The organism is Streptomyces sp. NPDC005574 (assembly GCF_040605435.1).
GTDB lineage: Bacteria > Actinomycetota > Actinomycetes > Streptomycetales > Streptomycetaceae > Streptomyces.
This window is the reverse complement of sequence record NZ_JBEXCW010000023.1, coordinates 16003-38604: the sequence shown is the minus strand read 5'-3', so window position 1 is coordinate 38604 and position 22602 is coordinate 16003. Positions and strand designations below refer to the sequence as shown.

Genomic DNA, 22602 nt, shown 5'->3' with positions numbered 1-22602 from the left:
CGATGCACTCCTTCCACCGTCCCCGCGTCCGGTTCCGGGCGCTCCTGTCCGCCGTGTGCAGCGCCGTCCTCGGCGCCGGTCTGCTCGCCGGCGCGGGTACCGCCACCGCCAGTGCCGCTCCCGCGACCCAGGAGGCCGCCGGCTCCAAGGTGGTCGGCTACTTCACCGAATGGGGCACGTACGACCGCAAGTACTTCGTCAAGAACGTCGAGACCTCCGGCTCGGCCGCCCGGCTCACCCACATCAACTACGCCTTCGGCAACGTCACCGGCGGCAAGTGCGCGATGGGCGACTCCTACGCGGCGACCGACCGCGCCTACACCGCGGCCGAGTCCGTGAACGGCGTCGCGGACACCTGGGACCAGCCGCTGCGCGGCAACTTCAACCAGCTGCGCGAGCTGAAGAAGAAGCACCCGGGCCTGAAAGTCCTCTGGTCGTTCGGCGGCTGGACCTGGTCGAGCGGCTTCGGCGAGGCCGCGAGGAACCCGGCCGCCTTCGCCCAGTCCTGCTACGACCTGGTGGAGAACTCGAAGTGGGCGGACGTCTTCGACGGCATCGACGTCGACTGGGAGTACCCGAACGCCTGCGGCAACACCTGTGACACCAGCGGCCGGGCCGCCTTCAAGAACCTGATGTCGGCGCTCCGCTCCAAGTTCGGCTCGGGCAACCTGGTCACGGCCGCGATCACCGCCGACGCCACCAGCGGCGGCAAGATCGACGCGGCGGACTACGCGGGCGCGGCGCAGTACGTCAACTGGTACAACCCGATGACGTACGACTTCTTCGGCGCCTGGGACGCGACCGGCCCGACGGCCCCGCACTCGCCGCTGAACTCCTACTCCGGCATCCCCAAGGCGAACTACTACACGTCGGCGACCATCGCCAAGCTCAGGGGCCTCGGCATCCCGGCCTCGAAACTGCTGCTCGGCATCGGTTTCTACGGCCGCGGCTGGACCGGGGTGACGCAGGCGGCGCCCGGCGGCACGGCGACCGGCCCGGCGGCGGGGACCTACGAGCAGGGCATCGACGACTACAAGGTGCTCAAGTCCAAGTGCCCGGCGACCGGCACGGTGGCCGGCACCGCGTACGCCAAGTGCGGTTCGAACTGGTGGAGTTACGACACCCCCGCCACCATCGGCACGAAGATGACCTACAAGAACCAGCAGGGCCTGGGCGGCACGTTCTTCTGGGAACTGAGCGGCGACACCGCGAACGGTGAACTCATCAAGGCCATCAACTAGGCGGGCCGACGGGGGACTCGGGGCGGGGGACCACGAGCCTCCGCCCCCTGCCGCCGTCCCTCGGCCGTCGGCCGTCGGTGCGAAGGGTGTCAGCCGTCGCGGCGGGCCGGCGCGGGAGCGGGGAAGGCGGGGTCCATCTCCGCGATCGCCCGCATGGCGCCGCCGAGCATCTTGACCAGCAGGTCGCCCAGGGTCTCGCGGGACAGGTCGGCGCGGTCGATCCAGTCGAGGGTCGCGCCCTCCACGCTGCACACCCAGGCGAGCAGGCCCACGCGGGCCGTCGCGCTGATGTCGCCGCGGCCGTACGCCCCTTCGGCGATGGTCCTGACGATCGCCTCGCGCACACCGTCCCGGATGGCGTGCACCTCGGTGTCGAAGCCGACTCCCCCGCTGACGATCGTGCGGTACGCGGCGTGGTTGTGCTCGGCGTAACGCAGATAGCTGTCGATGGTGCGGTGGACCCGGTCCACCTGCTCCAGTTCCACGCCGCTCGCCGCGTAGGTGACCAGGTCGGCGACGGAGTCCTGGATGATCGCCAGGTAGTAGCCGCGCTTGGACTGGAAGTAGTAGTAGATCAGGCCCTTGGCGACCCCGGCCTGCCGCGCGATGTCGTCCATGGACAGGGCGTCGTAGGAGATGTCGGCGAACAACTTCCGGCCGATGGAGATGAGTTCGGCGCGTCGCGCGACCGAACGCTCGGTACCGCGGGCCCGCGGGCGGTCGGTGTCACGCTCTTGGCTGATCTTCAATTCAGACCCTGGTCTCCAACGGGCGGCGGGACATCCGCAGTATGGCAGGTCGGGTCCTGGTCAGGTCACAGCAGACCGAGCTGGGCCACGAGCATCGCGATCACCACGACGAGGGTCCACCCCACGACGTGTTCGAGGGTCCTGGGGTCGTCGTCGCCGGGGCCGCCGGTGCGGACGCGGGCGGCGGTGGCTGAGTGTGTGGTCATGGCGTCTCACTGGTCTCGGCGGTGCTGGCGGACTCCCCCCACCGTGATGTCCACCTTGCCACCGGCGGCGGCTTTTGCGGCGGAGAGCTTGGTCACACGAAGACGGCCCCCAAAGGACCGGGGGCCGTCTTCGTCACGCGTGGTGGCTCAGCGGACGCCGACCGCCGCGAGCGCCCTGCGCTGGCGCGGGGTCGGACGCGCGGGGAAGTAGAGGTAGCAGACGCCGCCCGTGCCGGAGACCACCTTCCCGGAGGCGTTGTACCGCTTGGTCCGCAGCCAGATGGTCTCGAACTCGGCGCGCTGGTAGACCCGGCGGACCGCCGCGTCGCTCGCGGAGGCGGGGTCGTTGGCGATGACGTCGCCTTCCGCGGTGAAGCCGATCACCGTCATCAGGTGCCCGGAGGTGCCGTAACCCGCCCCGGTGAGCTCCTCCTTGAGGAACGACTGGGACGTTATGGCCGGGATGCCGGCCGCGATCAGCGTCTCCAGGTCGGTGAGCGAGCCGAGCCGCGTGACCACGCCCTGCAGACCCTCGAAGGTGGCCGCGTAGGCGGCGTTGAACGGCCAGTTGCCGCAGCCCGCGTACTGGTAGTCGTAGGTGTACCGGGCGGCGTGGCAGACCTGCGGGTCGGCGTACGAGGGGTCGACCCAGGACAGCTGTTCCGGGCTGAGCCGTCCGCCCCAGTACTCGACGATCATCTGCGAGGAGGTCGGGCTGCACCAGGCCTCGCCGCCGTTGTCGTACTCGGGGTACTGGCCCTTGTGGATCTCCTGCGAGTAGCGCGGCACGGCCAGTTCGCGGGCGAGCGCGGGCGTCGAGGCCGGCACCGTGAAGCGGTCGGGGACGTCGGAGCCCATCGCGCCGACCCGCCAGACCGTGGGCGTCAGCTTCGTGCCGGGCCTGCGGTACAGGGTGAGCCGCAGCCGGTACGAGGCCAGGCGCAGACCGGTGGCGGCGTCGTCGATCGCGAAGGTGTCCGTCCAGACGGTGCTCCTGCCGTCCGCCTGGTCGTCCACGGAGGTGCGCCTGATGTCCTGGTCGCCGGCTGCCCAGCGACCCATCACGTACCACGGCGTGTCCGTGCCGTCGGAGTACGTGCCCTTCAGCTCGACCATGATCCAGGTGCCGGCCGGGGTGTGGGCGTTCCAGGAGGCGACGACCTCGGTGGCGGGGACGGCGAGCCGGTGGACGGGGGACGTCCAGGTGCCGTACGCCCAGGTGGCGGTCGTGCCGGTGTGCGGGTCGGTGTAGTCGGCGGTGCCGGCGGGCTTGCCGAGTTCCAGGCCCGGGCGGGCGCCCGCGACGGCCCGGGTGCCCTGGGCGGCGCCGCCGCGCCAGTCGGTGTACGTGACCCAGGCGCGGTTGTCGACGGGTCGGGCCGGCGCGGGGTCCGGCGCGCCGGGGGCGTCGCCGGGACGGCCGGCGGCGACCGCCGGGGTGGCGCCGCCGGCCACCGCGGCGGCGACCGCGACGGCCAGAACGGTTCTACGGGACGGCTGTTCGGCTCTGCTCATGGGCGGAATGACTCCCAGGTGTCCGAGTCGGGGCAGGTCCAACGGGTGGTGCCGCACCGGCGGATGCGCGGTGGTGGGCCAACTATGGCCGCAGAGGCATGCTCCTGCCAGCACTTCGGCCCATGCCACGCCAGGCAATATTGGTCTCGACCACTGGCATGACCTGCTGCGGGACCTCGCCGGCCGGGCCGTTTCCACGGACGGCCGGCCGCGGGGGCGGGGCGTCCTCGCGTCCCCTCGTCCTCGCGTCCCCGCCGGCCGCCACCCCCTCACTCTCACCCCTCACTAGAATGTTCCGGCGACCGCACCACCCCTTCTCACCCCTCCGGGAACAGTCATCCACGAGCTCGCCGCACGGCTGCGCCGGCTGCCCCCGTCCTGCGGCCCGGTCCGTCTGATCGGGATCGATGGCCACGCGGGCTCCGGGAAGTCCACGTTCGCCGCGCGGCTGGCCGGGGCACTGGACGGTGCCCCGGTGCTGCACCTGGACGACATCGCCAGCCACGAGGAGCTGTTCGGCTGGACGGGACGGCTCCGGGCCCAGGTGATCGAACCCCTCAACCGCGGCGAGACCGCTCGCTACTCCCCCTACGACTGGCACGGCCGGCGCTTCGGCCCGCCCCGCGCCCTGCCGCCCGCGCCGGTGGTCCTCGTGGAGGGCGTCGGCGCGGGCCGCCGCGCCCTGCGCCCGCACCTGGCCCACCTGTTGTGGCTGGAGTTGCCGGCCGAGCAGGCGTGGACACGGGGACGACTGCGGGACGGGAAGGACCAGCGGGACTTCTGGGACGGCTGGGTCCGGGCGGAACGCGCGCACTTCGCCGCCGACCCCTCCCGGCCCTTCGCCGACCTCCTGGTACGGCAGCTCGGCGAGGGGCACGAGGGCTACGAGGTGCTCGAAGGCCCCTCCCGGACCGCCGGTCCGAACCAGTCGATCACGCACGGTGACGGGCCATCGGCAATGTGCTGAATTCGTGAAGGGCCTTGCGGAGCAACTTCCCGGAGTGCTTCAACTCCGCTTGACCGTGGGGCCGTACAGGTCTTACGTTCTGAATGTGCGGCCGCTCGAGGCCGCCCCTCAGACGCGAAGCCCCCGGTTGTTCCCCCGTGATCGGGGGCTTCGTTCTGCCTCCGGCCCCCTTTTCGGGCGCCCCGCGACGCGATCCGCTCACCCTGGGTCACCGCGCCCTGTGCGCCCCATGTGCTCCCACCTCGTCAAACGGCCTGTGCGGCACCCTTCGGCGAGCGACACCACCGCAGGTACGATGCCCTCGGTGCGGCCTACGGACGACTGCTCTGCGCACCGTTGCAACTCCGGTCCGCGGCAGCGCCGTTGGACCAGGCCGGCCGCCGGACGACAGTCGGGTGGTGAACCACGGGGGCACGGTTTGTGGGGGACGTGATGGACTTCGGCACGCAGGGCCCCGAGGCCCCGGCCGACCTCGCCTGGCTGCGGGGTGTGGACGCCTACACGATGGGCGCCTATCCGCAGGCGGAGGAGGAGTTCCGGGCCGCTGTCCGGATCGATCCGGGGATGGCCGACGGCTGGCTCGGCCTGCACGCGCTGCGGGTGGACATGACGACCGCGCTGCTGCGGATGTTCCGCCACCGGGAGCGTTTCGGCGAGCAGCGCGCCCGGCACCGCCGCTCCCTCAACTCCTGGTACTGGCTGGGCTGGTGGGTGCAGCCGGTGCTCGAGACCCCCCGCGATCTGCTGCTCGCGCACGCCTCGCACTGGCTGGACGGGCGGCACGTCCCCGAGCTGGACCGGGCGCTGGCCGGTCTGCCCCCGGTGGACGCCGACCACCAGGTCCGCTTCCTGCACGCCTGTCGCGCCTACCTGGTCAAGGACTGGGACCAGCTCGTCCGGCACACCGACCCGCTGCTCGCCGACCCCATGCTCGGGATCGAGGCGGGCCTGTTCGGCGGCATGGCCCGGGTCCGCCTGGAGACGTACGGACAGGCCGAACCCCTCCTGTCGGCCGCCCTGATGCGCTGCCGCAGCGAGCAGCCGCAGCGCAAGGAACTGCGCTACTGGCTGGCACGGGCGCACGAGGGCACCGGCCGCAGCGCGGCCGCCCTCCCCCTGTACCGGGCGGTGCACCGCGTCGACCCCGCCTTCATGGACACCTCGGCCCGGCTCGCCGCCATCGCCGAGGGCGACGGCTACGAGGACGCCACCGACCTCGCGGCGATCACCCTCACCGGCATCGGGCAGGACGCGCTGGAGTCACCCGACGGGCTCGACCCGCTCTTCGGCACCGAGGGACGGGACCTGCGGCTGACCGAGCCCGACCTGCCGGCCGGGCCCCTGCCCTCGGTCACCGACCCCGCGGTCCGCGAGAAGAACGTCGTCCCCGTGCAGCAGTTGCCCGCCGGGCCCACCGACCCCGCCCTGCTGGAGGAGGCCCTCGCCGAGCTGGAGCGGATGGTGGGCCTGGAGCCGGTGAAACGGCAGGTGAAGGCGTTGTCCGCGCAGCTGAACATGGCCCGGCTGCGCGCCGGGCAGGGACTGCCCGTCCAGCCGCCCAAACGGCACTTCGTCTTCTCCGGCCCCTCCGGCACGGGCAAGACCACGGTCGCCCGCATCCTGGGCCGCGTCTTCTACGCGCTCGGCCTGCTCGGCGGCGACCACCTGGTGGAGGCGCAGCGCGCCGACCTGGTCGGCGAGTACCTGGGGCAGACCGCGGTCAAGGCCAACGAACTGATCGACTCCGCGCTCGGCGGGGTCCTGTTCGTCGACGAGGCCTACTCCCTCTCCAACTCCGGCTACGGCAAGGGCGACGCCTACGGCGACGAGGCACTCCAGGTGCTGCTGAAGCGGGCGGAGGACAACCGCGACCACCTGGTGGTGATCCTGGCCGGCTACCCGGAGGGCATGGACCGTCTGCTGGCCGCCAACCCCGGCCTCTCCTCCCGCTTCACCACCCGGGTCGACTTCCCGTCGTACCGGCCATTGGAGCTCACCTCCATCGGCGAGGTGCTGGCCGCCGACAACGGTGACGTCTGGGACGAGGAGGCCCTCGACGAGCTGCGTTCGATCGCCGGGCACGTGGTCGACCAGGGGTGGATCGACGAGCTGGGCAACGGGCGGTTCCTGCGCACGCTGTACGAGAAGAGCTGCGCCTACCGGGACCTGCGGCTGTCGACGTACCCGGGCATGCTGTCCCGCGACGACCTCTCCACGCTGCGGCTGCCCGACCTGATGCAGGCCTACGGCGAGGTGCTGTCGGGGCGGGGACCGCAGGACCCGTCGACCACCTGACGCGCCCCGCCGCTCCCGCCCCGGTCCGTCAGCCGGCCAGCGCCTGCTCGGGCGTCCCGCTGGCGCGCTGCTCGGTCACCCGCACGCCGGGCGTCTCACGGTGCGCGGGATCGCGTACCTCGCCGACCAGCAGCTCCAGTACGTCCTCCAGGGCCACGAGCCCCAGCACCCTGCCGGACGCGTCCGCGACCTGCGCCAGATGGGTGGCGGCCCGGCGCATGACCGTCAGGGCGTCGTCCAGGGGCAGTTCGGAGCGCAGGGTCGTCATGGGCCGCCACAGGTGCTGCGGCACCGCCCGCTCGGACTCCTCCAGATCGAGTACGTCCTTCACGTGCAGGTAGCCCATGAAGGCGCCGCCGTTCTCCGCGGCCACCGGGAAGCGGGAGTACCCGGTGCGGGCGGTGAGAGCGACGATCTGCCCCGGGGTGACCGAGGGGCTGACCGTCACGAGCGACTCGCGGTTCAGGAGCACGTCGGTGACCGGGCGGGAGCCCAGTTCCAGGGCGTCCTCCAGGCGTTCCTGCTCCTCGGGGTCGAGCAGTCCGGCCTGGCCGGAGTCCTCCACCAGCCGGTTGAGCTGTTCGCTGGTGAAGACCGCCTCGACCTCGTCCCTCAGCTCCACCCCGAACAGGCGCAGGATGCCCTGGGCGCAGGCGCCGAGGGCCACCGTGATCGGGCGGCACAGGCGGGCGAAGGCGACCAGGCCGGGGCTGAGCCACAGCGCGGCCTTCTCGGGCGCCGCCATCGCCAGGTTCTTCGGCACCATCTCACCGATGACGAGGTGGAAGAACACGACCGCGGCGAGGGCGACGACGTAGCCGAGCGGGTGGATCGTCCCGTGCGGCAGGTGCAGCCACTCGAAGACCGGCTCCAGCAGCCGCGCGACGGTCGGTTCGGCGACCGCGCCGAGGGTCAGCGAGCAGACGGTGATGCCGAACTGGGCGGCCGCCATCATCTGCGGCAGCCGCTCCAGGCCGTAGAGGACCTGGCGGGCCCGTGCGGTGCCGAGCGGTTCGATCTGGCTGCGGCGCACGGAGACGAGCGCGAACTCGGCGCCGACGAAGAAGCCGTTGGCGAGCACCAGCAGGGTGGCGAACAGGAGTTGGAGCACGCTCATCGGGCCGCCTCCACGACGGGTGACGTCCGCACCAGGCGGACCCGCTCGGCACGGTAGTGGCCCACCTGGCGCACGGACAGCCGCCAGCCGGGCAGCTCGGCCCGGTCGCCGACGGCCGGGATCCGGCCGAGCAGGTCGGCGACCAGGCCGGCGACCGTCTCGTAGGGGCCCTCGGGCACGTCGAGGCCGATGCGCCGGAGGAGGTCGACGCGGCAGCTGCCGTCGGCGTCCCAGGCGAGACGGCCGTCGTCGGGCGGGGCGGCGGCGAGCTCCGGCACGTCCTGGCCGTCGTGCTCGTCGCGGACCTCGCCGACGATCTCCTCGACGATGTCCTCCAGGGTGACGACGCCCGCTGTGCCGCCGTACTCGTCGACGACGACGGCGATGGGCTGTTCGCTGCGCAGCCGCGCGAGCAGCGGCTGCACCGGAAGGGTCTCGGGCACCAGCAGCGGCGGACGCGCGATGCGTCCCACCGGGGTGCGCAGCCGGTCGCGTGAGGGGATCGCCAGCGCGTCCTTCAGATGGACCATGCCCACGATCTCGTCGATCTTCTCGCGGTAGACGGGGAAGCGGGACAGGCCGGTGGCCCGGGTCAGGTTGACCACGTCCTCGGCGGTGGCCGAGGACTGCAGGGCGCTGACCTTCACCCGCGGGGTCATGACGTGCTGCGCGGTCAGCTCGGCGAGCGACAGCGTCCGTACGAACAGGTCCGCGGTGTCCTGTTCCAGGGTGCCGGCCTGCGCGGAGTGCCGGGCCAGGGAGACGAGTTCACCGGGGGTGCGGGCGGAGGCCAGCTCCGCGGTGGGTTCGACGCCGAGGGCGCGGACGAGCCGGTTCGCGACCGTGTTCAGCGCGGCGATCACCGGCCGGAACAGGCGGGCGAAGGCGTGCTGCGGGCCGGCGACGAACCGCGCGACCTGCATGGGCTTGGACACCGCCCAGTTCTTGGGCACGAGTTCGCCGATCACCATCTGCACGGCGGAGGCGAGCAGCATGCCGACGACCACCGCGACCCCGGAGACGGCTCCGTGCGGGATGCCGGCCGCGCCGAACGGGCCGCGCAGCAGTTCGGCGAGCGCGGGCTCGGCGAGCATGCCGACGACCAGGGAGGTGATGGTGATGCCGAGCTGGGTGCCGGAGAGCTGGAAGGACAGCTCCTTGAGGGACTCGACGACCGTACGGGCCCGTCGGTCGCCCTCGGCGGCGGCCTGCTCGGCGTCCGTGGCTTCCACGGTGACCAGGCCGAACTCGGCCGCCACGAAGAAGCCGTTGGCGAGGATCAACAGGAGGGCCGCTCCGAGGAGCAGCAGGGGGGTGCTCATGATGCCGCCGCCTCCGCGTACGCGCGGAGCGGGTCCGCGGTATGTCGGCAGGGGGCGGCGCAGGTACTACAGGACGATCCGTCCATCGCCGGAGAGGGTCACTCCTCGGGTAGCAGGAACCCCTGGGCGCCGGGCGGCGCGCAGGGGTGGAGGCGCAGCGAAAAAAGCCTCCGCCAACAGATTAATCAAGACATGGGTGTCTTCGGCAGGGTGGACGGCCTCGGGCCGGCCCTGAAGTTGCCCCGGATCAGTCCCGGTGCTGTCCGGGGTCGCGGACGGACCGGGCCTCGGCGAGCGCCCGCAGGGTGCGCGCGTCGGCGATGGCGCGCTGCTTCGCGATGCCCGGCTGGATACCGAGGGCGGGCAGGCTCGTGCCGTCGCTGAGGTTGAGGAAGACCCAGGGGTCGCCGGGCCGCAGGTTCACCTGGATGATCTCGGGCCACTCCAGCCGGCGGCGGCTTGTGATGTTGACCACGGTGACCCCCGACTCGTCGGCGACCACCTTGGGCCGGGACAGCAGGAGCAGCACGGCGAAGAGCAGGGCGCCGGTGAGCACGAAGCTGAGGCGCTCGCCCGCGCTGAGCTGCTCCAGCAGCATCGCGACCGTCGTGATCACCACGAAGATCGCGAGGCCGGCGCTGAGCAGGACGGCCCGGGTGCGGCCCGGCCGGAACGTGACGGGGAGAGGGGGCAGGTCCGACATGGTCAACGGCTCTCGTACGGCTCTCAGAGACGGCAGGCGTGGATGGCCGTGGTCAGGATGGCCCGGGCGCCGATGTCGTACAGGTCGTCCATGATCTGCTGGGCCTCCTTGGACGGGACCATCGCGCGGACGGCCACCCAGCCCTCGTTGTGCAGCGGGGAGACGGTCGGCGACTCCAGGCCCGGAGTGAGGGCCACGGCCTTCTCCAGCTGCTCGACACGGCAGTCGTAGTCCATCATCACGTACGTCCGGGCCACCAGGACGCCCTGGAGGCGGCGCAGGAACTGCTGCACCTTGGGCTCCTCGGCGTCGGCCTCGGTGCGCCGGATGACGATGGCCTCGGACTTCATGATCGGCTCGCCGAACACCTCAAGGCCCGCGTTGCGCAGGCTGGTGCCGGTCTCGACGACGTCGGCGATGACCTCGGCGACGCCCAGCTCGATGGCGGTCTCCACGGCGCCGTCCAGGTGGACGACGGAGGCGTCGACGCCGTGGTCGGCGAGGTGCCCGGCCACGATCCCCTCGTAGGAGGTGGCGACCGTCCTGCCCTTGAGGTCCTCGATGCCGTTCGCGGTGCCCGGCTTGGCGGCGAAGCGGAAGGTGGAGCGGGCGAAGCCCAGCGGGAGGATCTCCTCGGCCTGGGCGCCGGAGTCGATCAGCAGGTCACGGCCGGTGATGCCGATGTCGAGGCGGCCGGAGGAGACGTAGATCGCGATGTCGCGGGGGCGGAGGTAGAAGAACTCGACGTCGTTGACCGGGTCGACGATCCGCAGTTCCTTGGACTCGCGGCGCTGCTGGTAGCCGGCCTCATGCAGCATCTCCCCCGCGGGGCCTGACAGGGAACCCTTGTTGGGGACGGCGATGCGCAGCATGAGGTCGGCTTCCTTTGTTCGTTGCGTACGGTGCGGTGGTGGGCGTCGGCTCAGAGGTGGGCGTACACGTCGTCCAGGGAGATGCCGCGGGCGACCATCATCAGCTGGACGTGGTAGAGCAGCTGCGAGATCTCCTCGGCGGCCGCCTCCTTGCCCTCGTGCTCCGCGGCCATCCAGACCTCCGCGGCCTCTTCGACGACCTTCTTGCCGATGGCATGGACGCCCATGCCGACCAGCTCCGCGGTGCGGGACGTGGCGGGATCGCCGTGGGCTGCCTTGTGCTGGAGCTCGGTGAAGAGCTCCTCGAACGTCTTATTGGACATGGTGGCCCCACTTTACGCGTGTGCCGGACGCCCTAGCGCCAGGGTTCGGATACTGAGCGGAGGGTGGCCGCGGTCGCCACCGCCGCCGTCACCGCCTCGTGCCCCTTGTCCTCGCTGGAGCCCTCGATCCCGGCCCGGTCCAGGGCCTGTTCCTCGGTGTCGCAGGTGAGGACACCGAAGCCGACGGGGACGCCTGTCTCGACGGAGACCTGGGTGAGGCCGCCCGTGACGCCCTGGCACACGTACTCGAAGTGGGGGGTGCCGCCGCGGATGACGACGCCGAGCGCCACGATCGCGTCGTAGCCCCGGCCGGCCAGCACCTTGGCCACGACCGGGAGTTCCCAGCTGCCGGGGACCCGCAGCAGGGTCGGCTCGTCGATCCCCAGGTCGTGCAGGGCGCGCAGGGCGCCGTCCACCAGGCCGTCCATCACCTTTTCGTGCCACTGCGCCGCGATGACGGCGACCCGCAGGTCCCCGACGTTGCGTACGGACAGTTCCGGTGCACCCTTGCCGCTCACGTCTCTCCTCAGTTCCGTTCTTACTGGTTGCCGCAGGCGGACACGGGGGCCGCGTCCAGCCAGGGCAGGTCGTGCCCCATCCGGTCCCGCTTGGTGCGCAGGTAGGTGAGGTTGTGCTCGCCCGCCTGTACGGGCATCGGCTCCCGGCCGGTGACCTTGAGGCCGTGGCGCAGCAGCGCGTCGGTCTTCTCGGGGTTGTTGGTCAGCAGGCGCAGGCTGCGGACGCCGAGGTCCTCCAGGATCTGCGCGCCGGCCCCGTAGTCGCGGGCGTCCGCGGGCAGGCCGAGCTCCAGGTTGGCGTCGAGGGTGTCGCGCCCGCGCTCCTGGAGTTCGTAGGCGCGCAGCTTGGACATCAGGCCGATGCCGCGCCCCTCGTGGCCGCGGAGGTAGACCACGACGCCCCGGCCCTCCTCCTGGATGCGGTCCAGGGAGGCGTCGAGCTGGGGACCGCAGTCGCAGCGCTGCGAGCCGAAGACGTCACCGGTGAGGCATTCGGAGTGGATGCGGACGAGCACGTCCTCACCCTCGCCGATGTCGCCGTGGACCAGGGCGACGTGTTCGACGCCGTCGACGGTGGAGCGGTAGCCGTACGCCGTGAACGCGCCGTGCACGGTGGGCAGGCGCACCTCCGCCTCGCGCCGCACGGTGGGTTCGGCGCCGCGCCGGTAGGCGATCAGGTCCTCGATGGAGATGATCGTCAGGCCGTGCTTGCGGGCGAACGGGATCAGTTCGGGCAGCCGCAGCATGCGGCCGTCCTCGCCGGCGATCTCGACGATCGCACCGGCCGGGCGCAGGCCCGCGAGCCGCGCCAGGTCGACGGCGGCCTCGGTGTGGCCGTTGCGGACCAGCACGCCGCCGGAGCGGGCGCGCAGCGGGAAGATGTGGCCCGGGCGGACGAAGTCGTCGGCGACGGCGGTGCCGCCGGCGAGCAGCCGGAGCGTGGTGGCCCGGTCGGAGGCGGAGATCCCGGTGGTCACACCGTGGGCGCCGGACGCGTCCACGGTCACGGTGAACGCGGTCTTCATCGACTCGGTGTTGTCGTCGACCATCTGCGGGAGCTTCAGCCGGTCGAGCTCCTCGCCCTCCATCGGCGCGCAGATCAGTCCGCGGCACTCGCTCATCATGAAGGCGACGATCTCCGGGGTGGCCTTCTCGGCGGCGATGACGAGGTCGCCCTCGTTCTCGCGGTCCTCGTCGTCGACGACCACGACGGGGCGGCCGGCCGCGATGTCGGCGACGGCCTGCTCGATCGGGTCGAGCGACCAGTCCTCGATGTTGTCGGTGCTGTAGAGGATCGGGGCGGACGTCATGCGGGGGCTCCTTCCAGGACGGGCCGCGAGTCCCGGCGGGAGCGCAGCCACCAGTCGCGCATGCCCCACAGGACGAGTGCGCCGTAGATGACGTAGACGAAGCCGGAGAAGGCGTAGCCGTTGGCGAAGTTGAGGGGGACGCCGACCAGGTCGACCAGGAGCCAGGCGAACCAGAACTCGACCATGCCGCGGGCCTGGGCGTACATGGCGACGACGGTGCCGACGAAGATGTAGGCGTCCGGCCACGGGTCCCACGACAGGCTCGGGTACGCCTTGAAGAGGAGGGCCACGGCGACGGTGCCGGCGGCCGCGGCGGCGAGCATCGCGGCCCGCTCGCGCCAGGTGGCGAAGCGCACGGAGATCTGGCCGTCCTCGCCCTGGTGCCGTCGGCGGTTCCACTGCCACCAGCCCCAGCCGGCGACGGTCATCACGACGACCTGCTTGCCGGCGCTGCCGGTCAGGTGGCTGTAGAAGGCGCCGAAGAGGACCAGGCCGGACAGGAACTGCACGGGCCAGCTCCAGATGGAACGGCGCCAGCCGAGGGCGAGGGCGATCAGGCCGAAGATGTTGCCGATCATGTCCGACCACAGGATGTGCTGGTCGAACAGGACGAATGCCTCGGAGTTCAGCCGGTTCACCGGGCCGCCCCCGCTCCGGTGGCGAGCAGGCGCTCGACGTACTTGGCGATGATGTCGACCTCGAGGTTGACCGGGTCGCCGGGCTGCTTGCGGCCGAGCGTGGTCAGGTCGAGGGTGGTGGGGATGAGGCTGACCGTGAAGTGGTCGGCGCCGGCGTCGACGACGGTGAGGCTGATGCCGTCGACGGTGATGGAGCCCTTCTCGACCACGTAGCGGGCGAGGTCCGCGGGGAGCGAGACCTTGACGATCTCCCAGTTCTCGGAGGGCCTGCGCTCCAGCACCCGGCCGGTGCCGTCGACGTGGCCCTGCACGATGTGGCCGCCGAGGCGCGCGCCGACGGCGGTGGGGCGTTCGAGGTTGACGCGGGAGCCGACCGTGAGGGCGCCCAGGCTGGAGCGGTCCAGGGTCTCGGCCATGACGTCCGCGGTGAACTCGTCGCCCTCGTGGTCGACGACGGTCAGACAGACGCCGTTCACGGCGATGGAGTCGCCGTGCTTCGCGCCCTCGGTGACGACGGGGCCGCGCAGCCGGAAGCGGGATGCGTCGCCGAGGTTCTCGACGGCGGTGACCTCGCCCAGCTCTTCGACGATTCCGGTGAACACTTCCCGGGTCCTCCTGCCTCTTGGGGCACGGACTCCGGGGCTGTCGATGACGACAGAATGAACGAGCAGGACACCGGATGCGACGCCGGACAGGGCTCGCCCCATGGACGAACCGGTTCGGCGGCGCGCACGAATGCCCGCCCGCCGCGCACTGCCTCCCATCCGGACTTTAACCGTCGGTCCAGGAATTTCACCTGGTCAACCGGCCGCTGGAAGCGGCCGGGTCGCGGACTGTAACCGCCGGTTCGGACTTTCACCGACCCCGGAGTGCGCTGCTTCTGGTACAGGGCCAGTGTGCCACGCCGCCCACTCGTCCATACGGGCGAACGATGTGGGCTGGCTCACAGCACCCTTGCCTGGACTTCTCCGGCGGCCTGTGGCGGCGTCAACCTCCGGCCGTCCGGGGCGACTTGCTATTGGTCCATACCTATTGACCGGCATGGTCTAGTCCTTTTAGGGTCGGCGCAGGTGAGCGGGTTCCACCCGCCCCTCCCGGTCCGGCCCGGCGGCGGTGACGACGGCCCTTGCCCGCCGCCGGGCCCCCCATCGCCCTCGGGCGGCGGGCCCGTTCAGTACGCGCGCGTGACGAGCGCCGGCCGGCTCCCCGGTGGCGCGAACAGCTCCTCCTGGGCCCGGTCCCGCGCCGTCAGCAGCGCCCCCCGCAGGACCGCCCCGCCGCCCAGGGCGCTGGAGCGCACCTCGGTGGGCAGCGGCGAGAGCCGGGCGAGCCGGCGCTGGACCCGGGCCGCGAGCGTGTCCCCGCCCGCGCGTCCGATCTCGCCGGCCAGCACCAGGCAGCCGGGGTCCAGGACGGAGATGACGGCGGCGGCACCGAGGGCCACCCGGTCGGCGAGGGCGTCGAGGAAGCGCCCGGCGGACGGGTCGGCGCCGGCCCGCTCGACCGCGGCGCGCACCAGCGCGGCCGCGCCCTGCCCCCGTCCGGGCCCCGACTTCTCCCCCTGTGCCCCGGCCCGTTCGGCCACGCCGTGCCGTGCCGCGAGGTCGGCGACGGCCGCCGCCCCGGCGAGCGAGTGGAACCCGCCGCCGCAGTCGGTGGCCGACGGCAGCCCCGCCGTCCCGGGCACCGGCAGGAAGCCGATCTCGCCCGCGCCACCGGAGGCGCCCCGGCGCAGGGCGCCGTCCAGGACGACGGCCGCGCCGATCCCCATGCCGAGCCACAGCAGGACGAAGGTGTCCCGGTCCCGGGCGGCGCCGTCGCGCTGCTCGGCCAGCGCCGCGAGGTTGGTCTCGTTCTCGACGCTGAAGCGGGCGTCGGGGAAGCGCTCCTGGAGGGCCGCCACGAGCCGGCGGTGCCAGGCGGGCAGCCCCGTGGAGTCACGGAGTTCGCCGCCTGCCGGGTCGATCAGGCCGGGGGCGCCGATGCCGACGGTGTGCAGCCGGTCGGCCCCCGCCTCCTTGGCCGTACGCTCGACCAGCGTGACCGCCTGCTCCACCGCGGGTCCGGTGCCCGCGTCCGGTCCGATCGGCACCGACGCCTCGGCGAGCACCCGGCCGAGGAGGTCGGAGACGACCACGGAGACCCCCTCCAGGCGTACGTCGAGGGCCGCGAGGTGGGCCCGGTCGGCGACGATGCCGTAGAGCTTGGCGTTCGGGCCGCGACGCTGCTCCCCCGACTCCCCCACGACGGCGATCAGGCCCGCCAGCGCGAGGCGTTCGACGAGGTCGGCGACGCTCGGCCGGGACAGTCCGGTCAGCTGCTTGAGCTGCCCCGCCGTCAACGGGCCCTCCTGCTGGAGCAGACGCAGGGCGAGCCGGTCGTTGATGGCCCGGGCGGTGCTCGGGGATGCGGGCATGCCGGGATCCTTCCAGATCCGGGGTCGCGGGCGGGCGACCGGTTACTCGCTATCTATCAGGCAGGGTCCCTGATAGTTTACGTCGGCCGAGCGGGGAACAGACCTGGGAGGGTCGGAGAATGAGTGCAGTGGTCTACGAGCAGCGCGAGGTCAGACGAGCCCGGTACGCCGTGGCCGCCGTCTTCGCCGTGCACGGCGCCGTCACCGGCTCGTTCGCGACGCGCGTGCCGTGGATCCAGGACCACGCCTCGGTCAGCGCGGGCCAGCTCGGCCTCGCCCTCGCCTTCCCGGCACTGGGTGCCTCGCTCGCGATGCCGCTGGCGGGCAGCGTCACCCACCGTTTCGGCGCCCGCAACGCGCTGCGCGGACTGATCGCCCTGTGGACGCTGGCGCTGACCCTGCCCTCCCTCGCCCCGAACCTGCTGACGCTCTGCGTGTCGCTGTTCGTGTACGGGGCCACGGCGGGCATGGCGGACGTGGCGATGAACGCCCTCGGCGTCGAGGTCGAGAACCGCCTCGGCCGCTCGATCATGTCCGGCCTGCACGGCATGTGGAGCGCGGGCGCCCTGATCGGCTCGGCGGCCGGCACCCTCGCCGCTCACCTGGGCGCCGACGCCCGGGTGCACCACCTGCTCGCGGCCGGGATCCTGACCGTGCTCGGCGTGGGCGCGTGCACGTGGGTCCTCGACATCCAGCCCGCCGAGGACGAGGAGCCGCCGCCCCGGTTCGCGCTGCCGCCCAGGTCGGCGCTGCTCATCGGCGCCGTCGGGTTCTGCGCGGTGTTCGCGGAGGGCGCCAGCCTGGACTGGTCGGCGGTCTATCTGCGCGACCGGCTGGAGTCCTCGGCCGGGCTCGCCGCGGCCTGCACGACGGGCTTCACGCTCACCATGGCGATCGCGCGGATAGCCGGCGACCGGGTGGTGGACCGGTTCGGCTCGGTGGCGACGGTCCGGGCCGGCGGTGTCCTCGCGGTCCTCGGCGGACTGCTCGTGGTCGTGGCCGGCCATCCGGCGGTGGCGATGGGCGGGTTCGCGCTGATGGGCCTCGGCATCGCGGTGGTCGTGCCGCTGTGCTTCGCGGCGGCGGGCCGCAGCGGCCCCAACCCGAGCCAGGCCATCGCGGGCGTCGCGACCATCACCTACACCTCCGGCCTGGTCGCGCCGAGCGCGATCGGCGGCCTCGCCCAGGCGACCAGCCTGATGGTGTCGTTCGGCCTGGTGACCGTGCTGGCGTGCGGGCTCGTGGCCTTCGCGGGCGTGCTGCGCGCGGCGGACCGTGACCGGCCCCGGCTCAGTCCGCCGGCCGAAGCAGTTCCCGGCCCGCGGCCCTGAAGCCCTCGCTCCAGGGCGCGGGGCGCAGGGTCGCCGCGTCCAGCCGCACCAGCACCCGGGTGCCGCGCGCGTAGGTGGTGGCGCCGTCCGCCGAGCAGAACCGGAAGCCGTAGGTCAGGCCGGTGGTGCCGAGTCGCTCCAGCCAGATGTGGACGGCGTAGGTGCCGCTCCGGGTGACCGGGACCTCGTAGGAGATCCGGAGTTCCCTGACCACGTTGCAGGCATCCCCGGCGCTCGCCCAGTCGCCGTCGAAGCGGATGCCGTGGCCCTGCCAGAACTCGGTCCAGGCCCGTTCGACCAGGAGCGGGTAGCGGGCGTTGTGCAGCATGCCGAGCGCGTCCAGGTCGTCGAAGTGGACCGTGACCGGCATCAGCCGGCCGTGGGACAGGGCGGGGGCGGTCGGGGCTTCGGCGGTCACGGCGCAACTCCTGGGTGTATGGGACAACGATCACTATCCTAAGCGGTCGCTCATCCTCGCCCGCCGCCCGGCAGTGGTCGACGAACGCCCGCACGCCGAAAGCGAACCGCACCATGGATCTCGGCGTCCGCCGGACCCTGCACGGCGACGGACGCACCCCGGCGCCCGGAGCCGTGGTCCGTCCCTACGAACGGCTGACCTGGCCGCGCACGGCCGGGCTCGGCGCGCAGCAGGCGGTCGCGATGTCCGGGGCGCCGTTCGCCGCGCCGGTCCTGATGGGCCTGGAACCCGACCTCGCCCTCATGATGTCCGGCGTCGCCACCGTCGTCTTCCTGCCGGCGACCCGGGGCCGGGTGGCCGCAGGACCAGTGGACGGCCCTGCCGCTGATGGTCTTCACCGGTCTGGCGGTCGTCTGTCTGCGTGGTTTCTGGTCCCGGATCGCGATCTTCCTCGGCCTGGTCGTCGGCTCCCACGCCCTGCGCGTGTTCGCGCCCGCCCACTGGAGGACTCGGGAACCGCTCCTGGACGAGGGAACGTCGTCCTACGACGCGAAGGTCGGCTGAGGCCGCGGACGGCCTGTGCACCAGGGGAGCGAACCGCGTGCGGGCGGACCGAGCGGCGGGGGCGGCGCGCCAACTCGTAGAACCGCCGGTCGGGCGGCCGTTGCCGTTGCCGTTGCCGTTGCCGTTGCCGTTGCCGTTGCCGTTGCGGCTGGTGTCTGACGACCCGGCGGGTGCGTTCCCCCGTTCTGGGGAAGCCTGCGGCCCGTCGGTACCCGGGTCGGGGTAAAGCTGGGACTCTGCCCCCATGGTGCAATGCGAACAAGTCACCACCCCCGTCGACGCGGTGGTCTCCCGGATGCGCGCGCTCGACGCGAGCCTGCCGGCGCGGGACGGCGTGGCGGTGTTCAACCGTGTCTACCTCGCGGTCACCGAGGCGGTGGACCGGCACATCGACGCCGGTCTCCTCGGTGACGCGCGCGCCGCGACCACGCTGGACGTACGGTTCGCCGAGCGCTACCTGGACGCGGTGGAGGCGGTCGCCGACGAGCGGCGCCCACCGGCCTGTTGGCGGCCCGTGCTCCAGCTCCGCCGCCACCCGGGCGTACGGCCGCTGCAGTTCGCCCTCGCGGGTATCAACGCGCACATCGGGCACGACCTCGCGCTCGCCGTCGTGGACGCCTGTCGTACGCTCGGCTGCGAACCGGTCGAGCTGGAGGACGAGTTCGACCGCGTGGGCGATCTCCTCGTCTCGCTGGAGGAGCGCATCCGCGAGGACCTGATGCCGGGCCCCGACCTCCTTCAGGTCGCCGACCCGCTGACCCATCTGCTCGGCGCCTGGAGCCTGGAGCGAGCCCGGGACGCCACCTGGGCGGCGGCCCGCGCACTGTGGGCGCTGCGCCAAATCCCCGACCTCGCCGGGGAGTTCACCGACCGTCTGGACGCGGCGGTCGGCTTCGCGGGACGCATGCTGCTGACGCCCCTGCCGGACTGAGGCCCGCCCCGGCCCGGTGGGTGGGACCGGAACGGGCGGGCCGGCGGGGTCGGGGGCCGGCGAACCGGGGCGGGATCAGTCCTCGGGGAGTTCGACGGGAGCGATCTCGTCGTAGAGGTCGCCGGGGCCCGGGTTGGTGTGGTCGCTCGCCCCGCCGAAGTGGTGCATGACGCCCCAGACCGCGTTCAGCGCCGTCTGGATCGCGCCCTCGGCCCAGCCGGCCGTCCACGAGATGTCGTCGCCCGCGAGGAAGATGCCCCGCTTGTCCGCGGGCAGCCGGTCCTGCATGAAGTGGGTGAACAGGCGCCGCTGGTAGCGGTAGTGGCCGGGCAGGTTCGCCTTGAACGCGCCCATGAAGTAGGGCTCGTTCTCCCACGAGACCGTCACCGGGTTGCCGATGACGTGCTTCCTGATGTCGACGTTCGGATAGATCTCGCCGAGCGACTTGAGCATGACCTCCATCCGCTCGTTCGCCGACAGCGGCAGCCACTTGAGGCTGTCGTCGCACCACGTGTACGAGAGGCAGATGACGGCCGGCTTGTCCGGACCGTCGTCGAGGAGGTAGGTGCCGCGCGTCATGCGGTCGGTGAGCGTCATCGACATGACGTCCCGGCCGGTGGTCTCGTCCTTGTCCAGCCAGAACGGCCGGTCCACGGGCACGAACAGCTTGCTGGACTCCATGTAGTGGGTGCGCTCGATCGCCGTCCAGTGGTCGATCGGGAAGAGCGAGTCGTCACAGGCGATCTTCGACAGCAGCATCCAGGACTGGGCGGTGAAGACGGCCGCCCGGAAGGTGCGGATGTCCCCGTTCGCGTCCGTCACCGTGATCCGGTTGCCGGCGGTGCGGTGCAGCCGGGTCACGGCCGGCCGGGGCTCGCCGCCCTCGTGCAGACTCGCCAGCGAGGTGCCGTACGCCCAGTGGACGATCTTCTCCGGCGCGCGCTCCCACAGCCGCAGCGGGAGTTGCTGCGAGCCGCCGACGATGCCGCGGTGGTGGTCGTCGGCCTCGGTGTAGACGACGCGCAGGATCTCCAGGATGGAGTTGGGGAAGTCGGTGTCCCAGCCGCCGGTGCCGAACCCGACCTGGCCGAAGATCTCCCGGTGCCGGAATGACCGGAACGCCTCGGAGTCGCAGAGGAAGCCGTAGAAGGTCTGGTTGTCGAGCTTCTCGACGAGCTTCGCCCAGATCTCCCGGATGCGCGGCACGTCCCGCTCGCGCAGCGCGCGGTTCATGTCGGTGAAGTCGGCGCCCTCCTCGAGACAGCGGTTCCACGCGGCCGCCACGTCCCGGTACACCTGCGGCAGGTCCTCGACGGTCTCCGCGTAGTGGGACTCGCCCTTGAGGTCGACGACCGTGGACGGCGTGGTCTCCGCCAGGGGGTTGGGGAACGGCCTGGTCTCCAGGTCCACCAGGTCGATGTAGTGCTGGAGCGCCGTGGAGGACGGCGGGAAGCGCATCGCGCCCATCTCGGCGGTGAGCGAGGGGTCGCAGCCGTCGAAGCCGACGGTCCGCAGCCGGCCGCCGATCCGGTCGGCCTCGTAGACGACGGGCTTGAGGCCCATCTTCATCAGCTCGTAGGCGGCCACGATGCCGGACAGGCCGCCGCCGATGACCGCGACCTCGGCGCCGTGCTCGGTCGCCGGTATCTGGCCGAGGCCCGCCGGGTGGGCGAGGAAGTCGTCGTAGGCGTACGGGAAGTCCGGCCCGAACATGGTGATCGGCGGCTGCTGCTCGTCGGCGTGCTGGACGGCGGTGGGCACCGTGGACGTCATGGGGTACGGACTCCTTGCGCGGGCGAAGACTGGGGGAAAGCGGGGGGAGGTGGGGCGCGGAGGTCAGATCAGGGACCCGTAGAGGCCGGGGCGGCGGTCCTTCAGATACGGGTTCCCCTCGCGGGAGGCCGCGAGCAGGACCGGATCGGCGTCGGCGAAAAGGAGTTCCTCGGCGCGTCCGGCGCGGGTGCGGGCCACGCCGTCGGGGCCGGCCAGCGTGGAGAGGCCGACGAACTCGAACTCCCCTTCCTGACCGACCCGGTTGACGTACGCGACGTACATCTGGTTCTCGAAGGCGCGCACCGGTACGACCGACTCGGCGACGAACTGGAACGGGTGCATCTGCGCGGTCGGCACCACCAGGAGGTCGGTGCCGGCGAGGGCGTGGGCGCGGACGTTCTCCGGGAACTCCACGTCGTAGCAGATCATCAGGCCGACGCGGAAGCCGTCGAGTTCGGCCTGCACGACCGGCGTCGTGCCCGGGGTGAAGTGGTCGCGCTCGAAGCCGCCGAAGAGGTGGGTCTTGCGGTAGTTCGCCAGGCGGGTGCCGTCGGCGGAGATCAGCTGGGCGGAGTTGTGGACGCGTCCGCCGGCCCGTTCGGGATAGCCGTAGGCGACGGCGATGCGGTGCCGGGCGGCGAGTTCGGCGATCGCGTCCGCCGCCTCGCCGTCGGCGGGCTCGGCCAGGCGGGCGATGTCGTCGCCGATCGCGTAGCCGGTCAGGAACATCTCCGGCGCGGCGATCAGCCCGGCGCCCGCGGCGGCGGCCCGGCCCGCGGCCTCGTCGAGAACCTTGAGGTTCGCGGCGACGGAGCCGGGGCGGCCGGAGCTCTGGAGCAGGGCGGTGCGCATGCGTGTTCCTCACCGGGACGAAAGGTTGGGGGTCACCTAGACGGTACGGTCGGCGCGCTCGGCCGGACAAGCGGGAGCCGTTGCGCGCCGGTGCGCGGAACGTTGCGTGCGCCGGGGCCCCGGCGGCGATTCGTTGCGCGGCTCGCGCGGCGCCGGGACTCAGATCCGGCGCAGCCGCTCGATGATCTCCCGCAGCAGCCCCGGGTCGGCCGCCGGCCCGCCCGGCGGGGTGCGCCGCGGCTCCCCGATACGGACCAGACCGGCCTCGGCCAGGTCACCGAGCAGCACGCGTACGACGGTCAGTGGCAGGTCGGCGTCCGCGGCGAGCTCGACGACCGGGCGGGGGCCGCGGCGCACCAGGTCGAGCAGAGCCGCCCCGGCGTGGTCCACTCCGGCCGGCTCCGCCTCCGTGCTCACGGCCGTGACCTGCGACATCAGGTCGACGGTGTGCCCGGCGGCGGGCCGGGTCCGGCCCCGCGTCACCGTGTACGGGCGCACCATCGGGCCGGTCTCGTCCTCGTACCAGTGGTCGTCGCTCACG

At 72.2% G+C, this 22602-nt stretch carries 22 protein-coding genes, 1 pseudogene and 1 riboswitch; of the genes and pseudogenes, 6 read left to right on the top strand and 17 right to left on the bottom strand.

The window, feature by feature from the left end:
- The first annotated feature begins 2 nt into the window (after positions 1–2).
- Positions 3–1241, top strand: a complete 1239-nt coding sequence (locus ABZT03_RS17585; RefSeq protein ID WP_356040017.1) for a glycoside hydrolase family 18 protein — start codon at positions 3–5, stop codon at positions 1239–1241.
- Between the two features lie 89 nt (positions 1242–1330).
- On the opposite strand, the gene ABZT03_RS17580 is transcribed toward ABZT03_RS17585, so the two are convergent.
- The 3 genes from ABZT03_RS17580 to ABZT03_RS17570 all read right to left on the bottom strand — a co-directional run bounded on the left by ABZT03_RS17580 (position 1331) and on the right by ABZT03_RS17570 (position 3711).
- The gene (locus ABZT03_RS17580; protein ID WP_356040014.1) at positions 1331–1990 is read right to left on the bottom strand and encodes a TetR/AcrR family transcriptional regulator; all 660 of its coding nucleotides are present in this window, start codon (positions 1988–1990) and stop codon (positions 1331–1333) included.
- A 65-nt stretch (positions 1991–2055) separates the two neighbouring features.
- Complete coding sequence (locus tag ABZT03_RS17575) at positions 2056–2196, bottom strand: SCO1431 family membrane protein (protein WP_356040012.1); 141 nt, start codon at positions 2194–2196, stop codon at positions 2056–2058.
- A gap of 147 nt (positions 2197–2343) precedes the next feature.
- Positions 2344–3711: a peptidase C39 family protein gene (locus tag ABZT03_RS17570; protein ID WP_356040009.1), complete on the bottom strand. Its 1368-nt coding sequence runs from the start codon at positions 3709–3711 to the stop codon at positions 2344–2346.
- Between the two features lie 337 nt (positions 3712–4048).
- Here ABZT03_RS17570 and ABZT03_RS17565 point away from each other — a divergent pair, with 337 nt between their 5' ends.
- Together ABZT03_RS17565 and ABZT03_RS17560 are read left to right on the top strand one after the other, a co-directional pair.
- Complete coding sequence (locus ABZT03_RS17565; RefSeq protein ID WP_356040166.1) at positions 4049–4678, top strand: hypothetical protein; 630 nt, start codon at positions 4049–4051, stop codon at positions 4676–4678.
- Positions 4679–5110: 432 nt separating this feature from the next.
- On the top strand, positions 5111–6973 hold the full coding sequence (locus tag ABZT03_RS17560; protein WP_356040006.1) for an AAA family ATPase: 1863 nt from the start codon (positions 5111–5113) through the stop codon (positions 6971–6973).
- 28 nt (positions 6974–7001) lie between these two features.
- Here ABZT03_RS17560 and ABZT03_RS17555 read toward each other — a convergent pair whose 3' ends face one another.
- The 10 genes from ABZT03_RS17555 to ABZT03_RS17510 form a co-directional block, all read right to left on the bottom strand.
- The gene (locus ABZT03_RS17555; protein WP_356040003.1) at positions 7002–8090 is read right to left on the bottom strand and encodes a hemolysin family protein; all 1089 of its coding nucleotides are present in this window, start codon (positions 8088–8090) and stop codon (positions 7002–7004) included.
- Entirely contained in the window at positions 8087–9412 is a 1326-nt protein-coding gene (locus ABZT03_RS17550; protein WP_356040001.1) for a hemolysin family protein, read from the bottom strand. Before ABZT03_RS17550 ends, ABZT03_RS17555 begins: the two co-directional genes overlap by 4 nt.
- A 247-nt stretch (positions 9413–9659) precedes the next feature.
- Positions 9660–10115: a PH domain-containing protein gene (locus ABZT03_RS17545; protein ID WP_356039999.1), complete on the bottom strand. Its 456-nt coding sequence runs from the start codon at positions 10113–10115 to the stop codon at positions 9660–9662.
- Between the two features lie 23 nt (positions 10116–10138).
- The gene (gene hisG / locus ABZT03_RS17540; RefSeq protein WP_356039997.1) at positions 10139–10987 is read right to left on the bottom strand and encodes an ATP phosphoribosyltransferase; all 849 of its coding nucleotides are present in this window, start codon (positions 10985–10987) and stop codon (positions 10139–10141) included.
- 50 nt (positions 10988–11037) lie between these two features.
- Positions 11038–11310, bottom strand: coding sequence for a phosphoribosyl-ATP diphosphatase (locus ABZT03_RS17535; protein WP_356039995.1), 273 nt, complete (start codon positions 11308–11310; stop codon positions 11038–11040).
- A gap of 32 nt (positions 11311–11342) precedes the next feature.
- On the bottom strand, positions 11343–11828 hold the full coding sequence (ribH, locus tag ABZT03_RS17530; RefSeq protein WP_356039993.1) for a 6,7-dimethyl-8-ribityllumazine synthase: 486 nt from the start codon (positions 11826–11828) through the stop codon (positions 11343–11345).
- Between the two features lie 20 nt (positions 11829–11848).
- Complete coding sequence (locus ABZT03_RS17525) at positions 11849–13138, bottom strand: bifunctional 3,4-dihydroxy-2-butanone-4-phosphate synthase/GTP cyclohydrolase II (protein ID WP_356039991.1); 1290 nt, start codon at positions 13136–13138, stop codon at positions 11849–11851.
- On the bottom strand, positions 13135–13776 hold the full coding sequence (locus ABZT03_RS17520) for a nicotinamide mononucleotide transporter family protein (protein WP_356039989.1): 642 nt from the start codon (positions 13774–13776) through the stop codon (positions 13135–13137). Before ABZT03_RS17520 ends, ABZT03_RS17525 begins: the two co-directional genes overlap by 4 nt.
- Entirely contained in the window at positions 13773–14378 is a 606-nt protein-coding gene (locus ABZT03_RS17515) for a riboflavin synthase (protein WP_356039987.1), read from the bottom strand. The genes ABZT03_RS17520 and ABZT03_RS17515 overlap by 4 nt, the downstream gene beginning before the upstream one ends.
- Positions 14379–14522: 144 nt before the next feature.
- Positions 14523–14653, bottom strand: a riboswitch (FMN riboswitch).
- 294 nt (positions 14654–14947) lie between these two features.
- On the bottom strand, positions 14948–16192 hold the full coding sequence (locus ABZT03_RS17510) for an ROK family transcriptional regulator (RefSeq protein WP_356039985.1): 1245 nt from the start codon (positions 16190–16192) through the stop codon (positions 14948–14950).
- Positions 16193–16311: 119 nt separating this feature from the next.
- Between ABZT03_RS17510 and ABZT03_RS17505 the strand changes: the two genes are divergently transcribed.
- On the top strand, positions 16312–17523 hold the full coding sequence (locus ABZT03_RS17505; protein WP_356039983.1) for an MFS transporter: 1212 nt from the start codon (positions 16312–16314) through the stop codon (positions 17521–17523).
- Here ABZT03_RS17505 and ABZT03_RS17500 read toward each other — a convergent pair.
- Positions 17483–17941 (bottom strand): thioesterase family protein, encoded by a 459-nt coding sequence (locus tag ABZT03_RS17500; RefSeq protein ID WP_356039981.1) that lies wholly within the window; start codon positions 17939–17941, stop codon positions 17483–17485. The genes ABZT03_RS17505 and ABZT03_RS17500 overlap by 41 nt on opposite strands.
- A 113-nt stretch (positions 17942–18054) precedes the next feature.
- On the opposite strand from ABZT03_RS17500, the pseudogene ABZT03_RS17495 reads away from it, so the two are divergent.
- Positions 18055–18409: pseudogene (locus ABZT03_RS17495) on the top strand (hypothetical protein); the annotation flags it as partial.
- A 340-nt stretch (positions 18410–18749) separates the two neighbouring features.
- Complete coding sequence (locus ABZT03_RS17490; protein ID WP_356039979.1) at positions 18750–19436, top strand: DUF5995 family protein; 687 nt, start codon at positions 18750–18752, stop codon at positions 19434–19436.
- 75 nt (positions 19437–19511) lie between these two features.
- Here the strand turns inward: ABZT03_RS17490 and ABZT03_RS17485 are convergent, their stop codons facing one another.
- The 3 genes from ABZT03_RS17485 to ABZT03_RS17475 form a co-directional block, all read right to left on the bottom strand.
- Positions 19512–21209: an NAD(P)/FAD-dependent oxidoreductase gene (locus ABZT03_RS17485; protein WP_356039976.1), complete on the bottom strand. Its 1698-nt coding sequence runs from the start codon at positions 21207–21209 to the stop codon at positions 19512–19514.
- A 63-nt stretch (positions 21210–21272) separates the two neighbouring features.
- On the bottom strand, positions 21273–22061 hold the full coding sequence (locus ABZT03_RS17480) for a carbon-nitrogen hydrolase family protein (protein ID WP_356039973.1): 789 nt from the start codon (positions 22059–22061) through the stop codon (positions 21273–21275).
- Between the two features lie 159 nt (positions 22062–22220).
- Positions 22221–22601, bottom strand: a complete 381-nt coding sequence (locus ABZT03_RS17475; RefSeq protein WP_356039970.1) for a DUF742 domain-containing protein — start codon at positions 22599–22601, stop codon at positions 22221–22223.
- Position 22602 lies beyond the last annotated feature (1 nt).

Bases quoted from the DNA above. Each gene is read 5' to 3' on its own strand.
- ABZT03_RS17585 (WP_356040017.1), top strand. From the start codon at position 3: ATGCACTCCTTCCACCGTCCCCGCGTCCGGTTCCGGGCGCTCCTGTCC.
- ABZT03_RS17480 (WP_356039973.1), bottom strand. From the start codon at position 22,061: ATGCGCACCGCCCTGCTCCAGAGCTCCGGCCGCCCCGGCTCCGTCGCC.
- ABZT03_RS17505 (WP_356039983.1), top strand. From the start codon at position 16,312: ATGAGTGCAGTGGTCTACGAGCAGCGCGAGGTCAGACGAGCCCGGTAC.
- ABZT03_RS17550 (WP_356040001.1), bottom strand. From the start codon at position 9,412: ATGAGCACCCCCCTGCTGCTCCTCGGAGCGGCCCTCCTGTTGATCCTC.
- ABZT03_RS17560 (WP_356040006.1), top strand. From the start codon at position 5,111: ATGGACTTCGGCACGCAGGGCCCCGAGGCCCCGGCCGACCTCGCCTGG.
- ABZT03_RS17490 (WP_356039979.1), top strand. From the start codon at position 18,750: ATGGTGCAATGCGAACAAGTCACCACCCCCGTCGACGCGGTGGTCTCC.
- ABZT03_RS17525 (WP_356039991.1), bottom strand. From the start codon at position 13,138: ATGACGTCCGCCCCGATCCTCTACAGCACCGACAACATCGAGGACTGG.
- ABZT03_RS17545 (WP_356039999.1), bottom strand. From the start codon at position 10,115: ATGTCGGACCTGCCCCCTCTCCCCGTCACGTTCCGGCCGGGCCGCACC.
- ABZT03_RS17575 (WP_356040012.1), bottom strand. From the start codon at position 2,196: ATGACCACACACTCAGCCACCGCCGCCCGCGTCCGCACCGGCGGCCCC.
- ABZT03_RS17570 (WP_356040009.1), bottom strand. From the start codon at position 3,711: ATGAGCAGAGCCGAACAGCCGTCCCGTAGAACCGTTCTGGCCGTCGCG.
- ABZT03_RS17555 (WP_356040003.1), bottom strand. From the start codon at position 8,090: ATGAGCGTGCTCCAACTCCTGTTCGCCACCCTGCTGGTGCTCGCCAAC.
- ABZT03_RS17510 (WP_356039985.1), bottom strand. From the start codon at position 16,192: ATGCCCGCATCCCCGAGCACCGCCCGGGCCATCAACGACCGGCTCGCC.
- ABZT03_RS17535 (WP_356039995.1), bottom strand. From the start codon at position 11,310: ATGTCCAATAAGACGTTCGAGGAGCTCTTCACCGAGCTCCAGCACAAG.
- ABZT03_RS17485 (WP_356039976.1), bottom strand. From the start codon at position 21,209: ATGACGTCCACGGTGCCCACCGCCGTCCAGCACGCCGACGAGCAGCAG.
- hisG (WP_356039997.1), bottom strand. From the start codon at position 10,987: ATGCTGCGCATCGCCGTCCCCAACAAGGGTTCCCTGTCAGGCCCCGCG.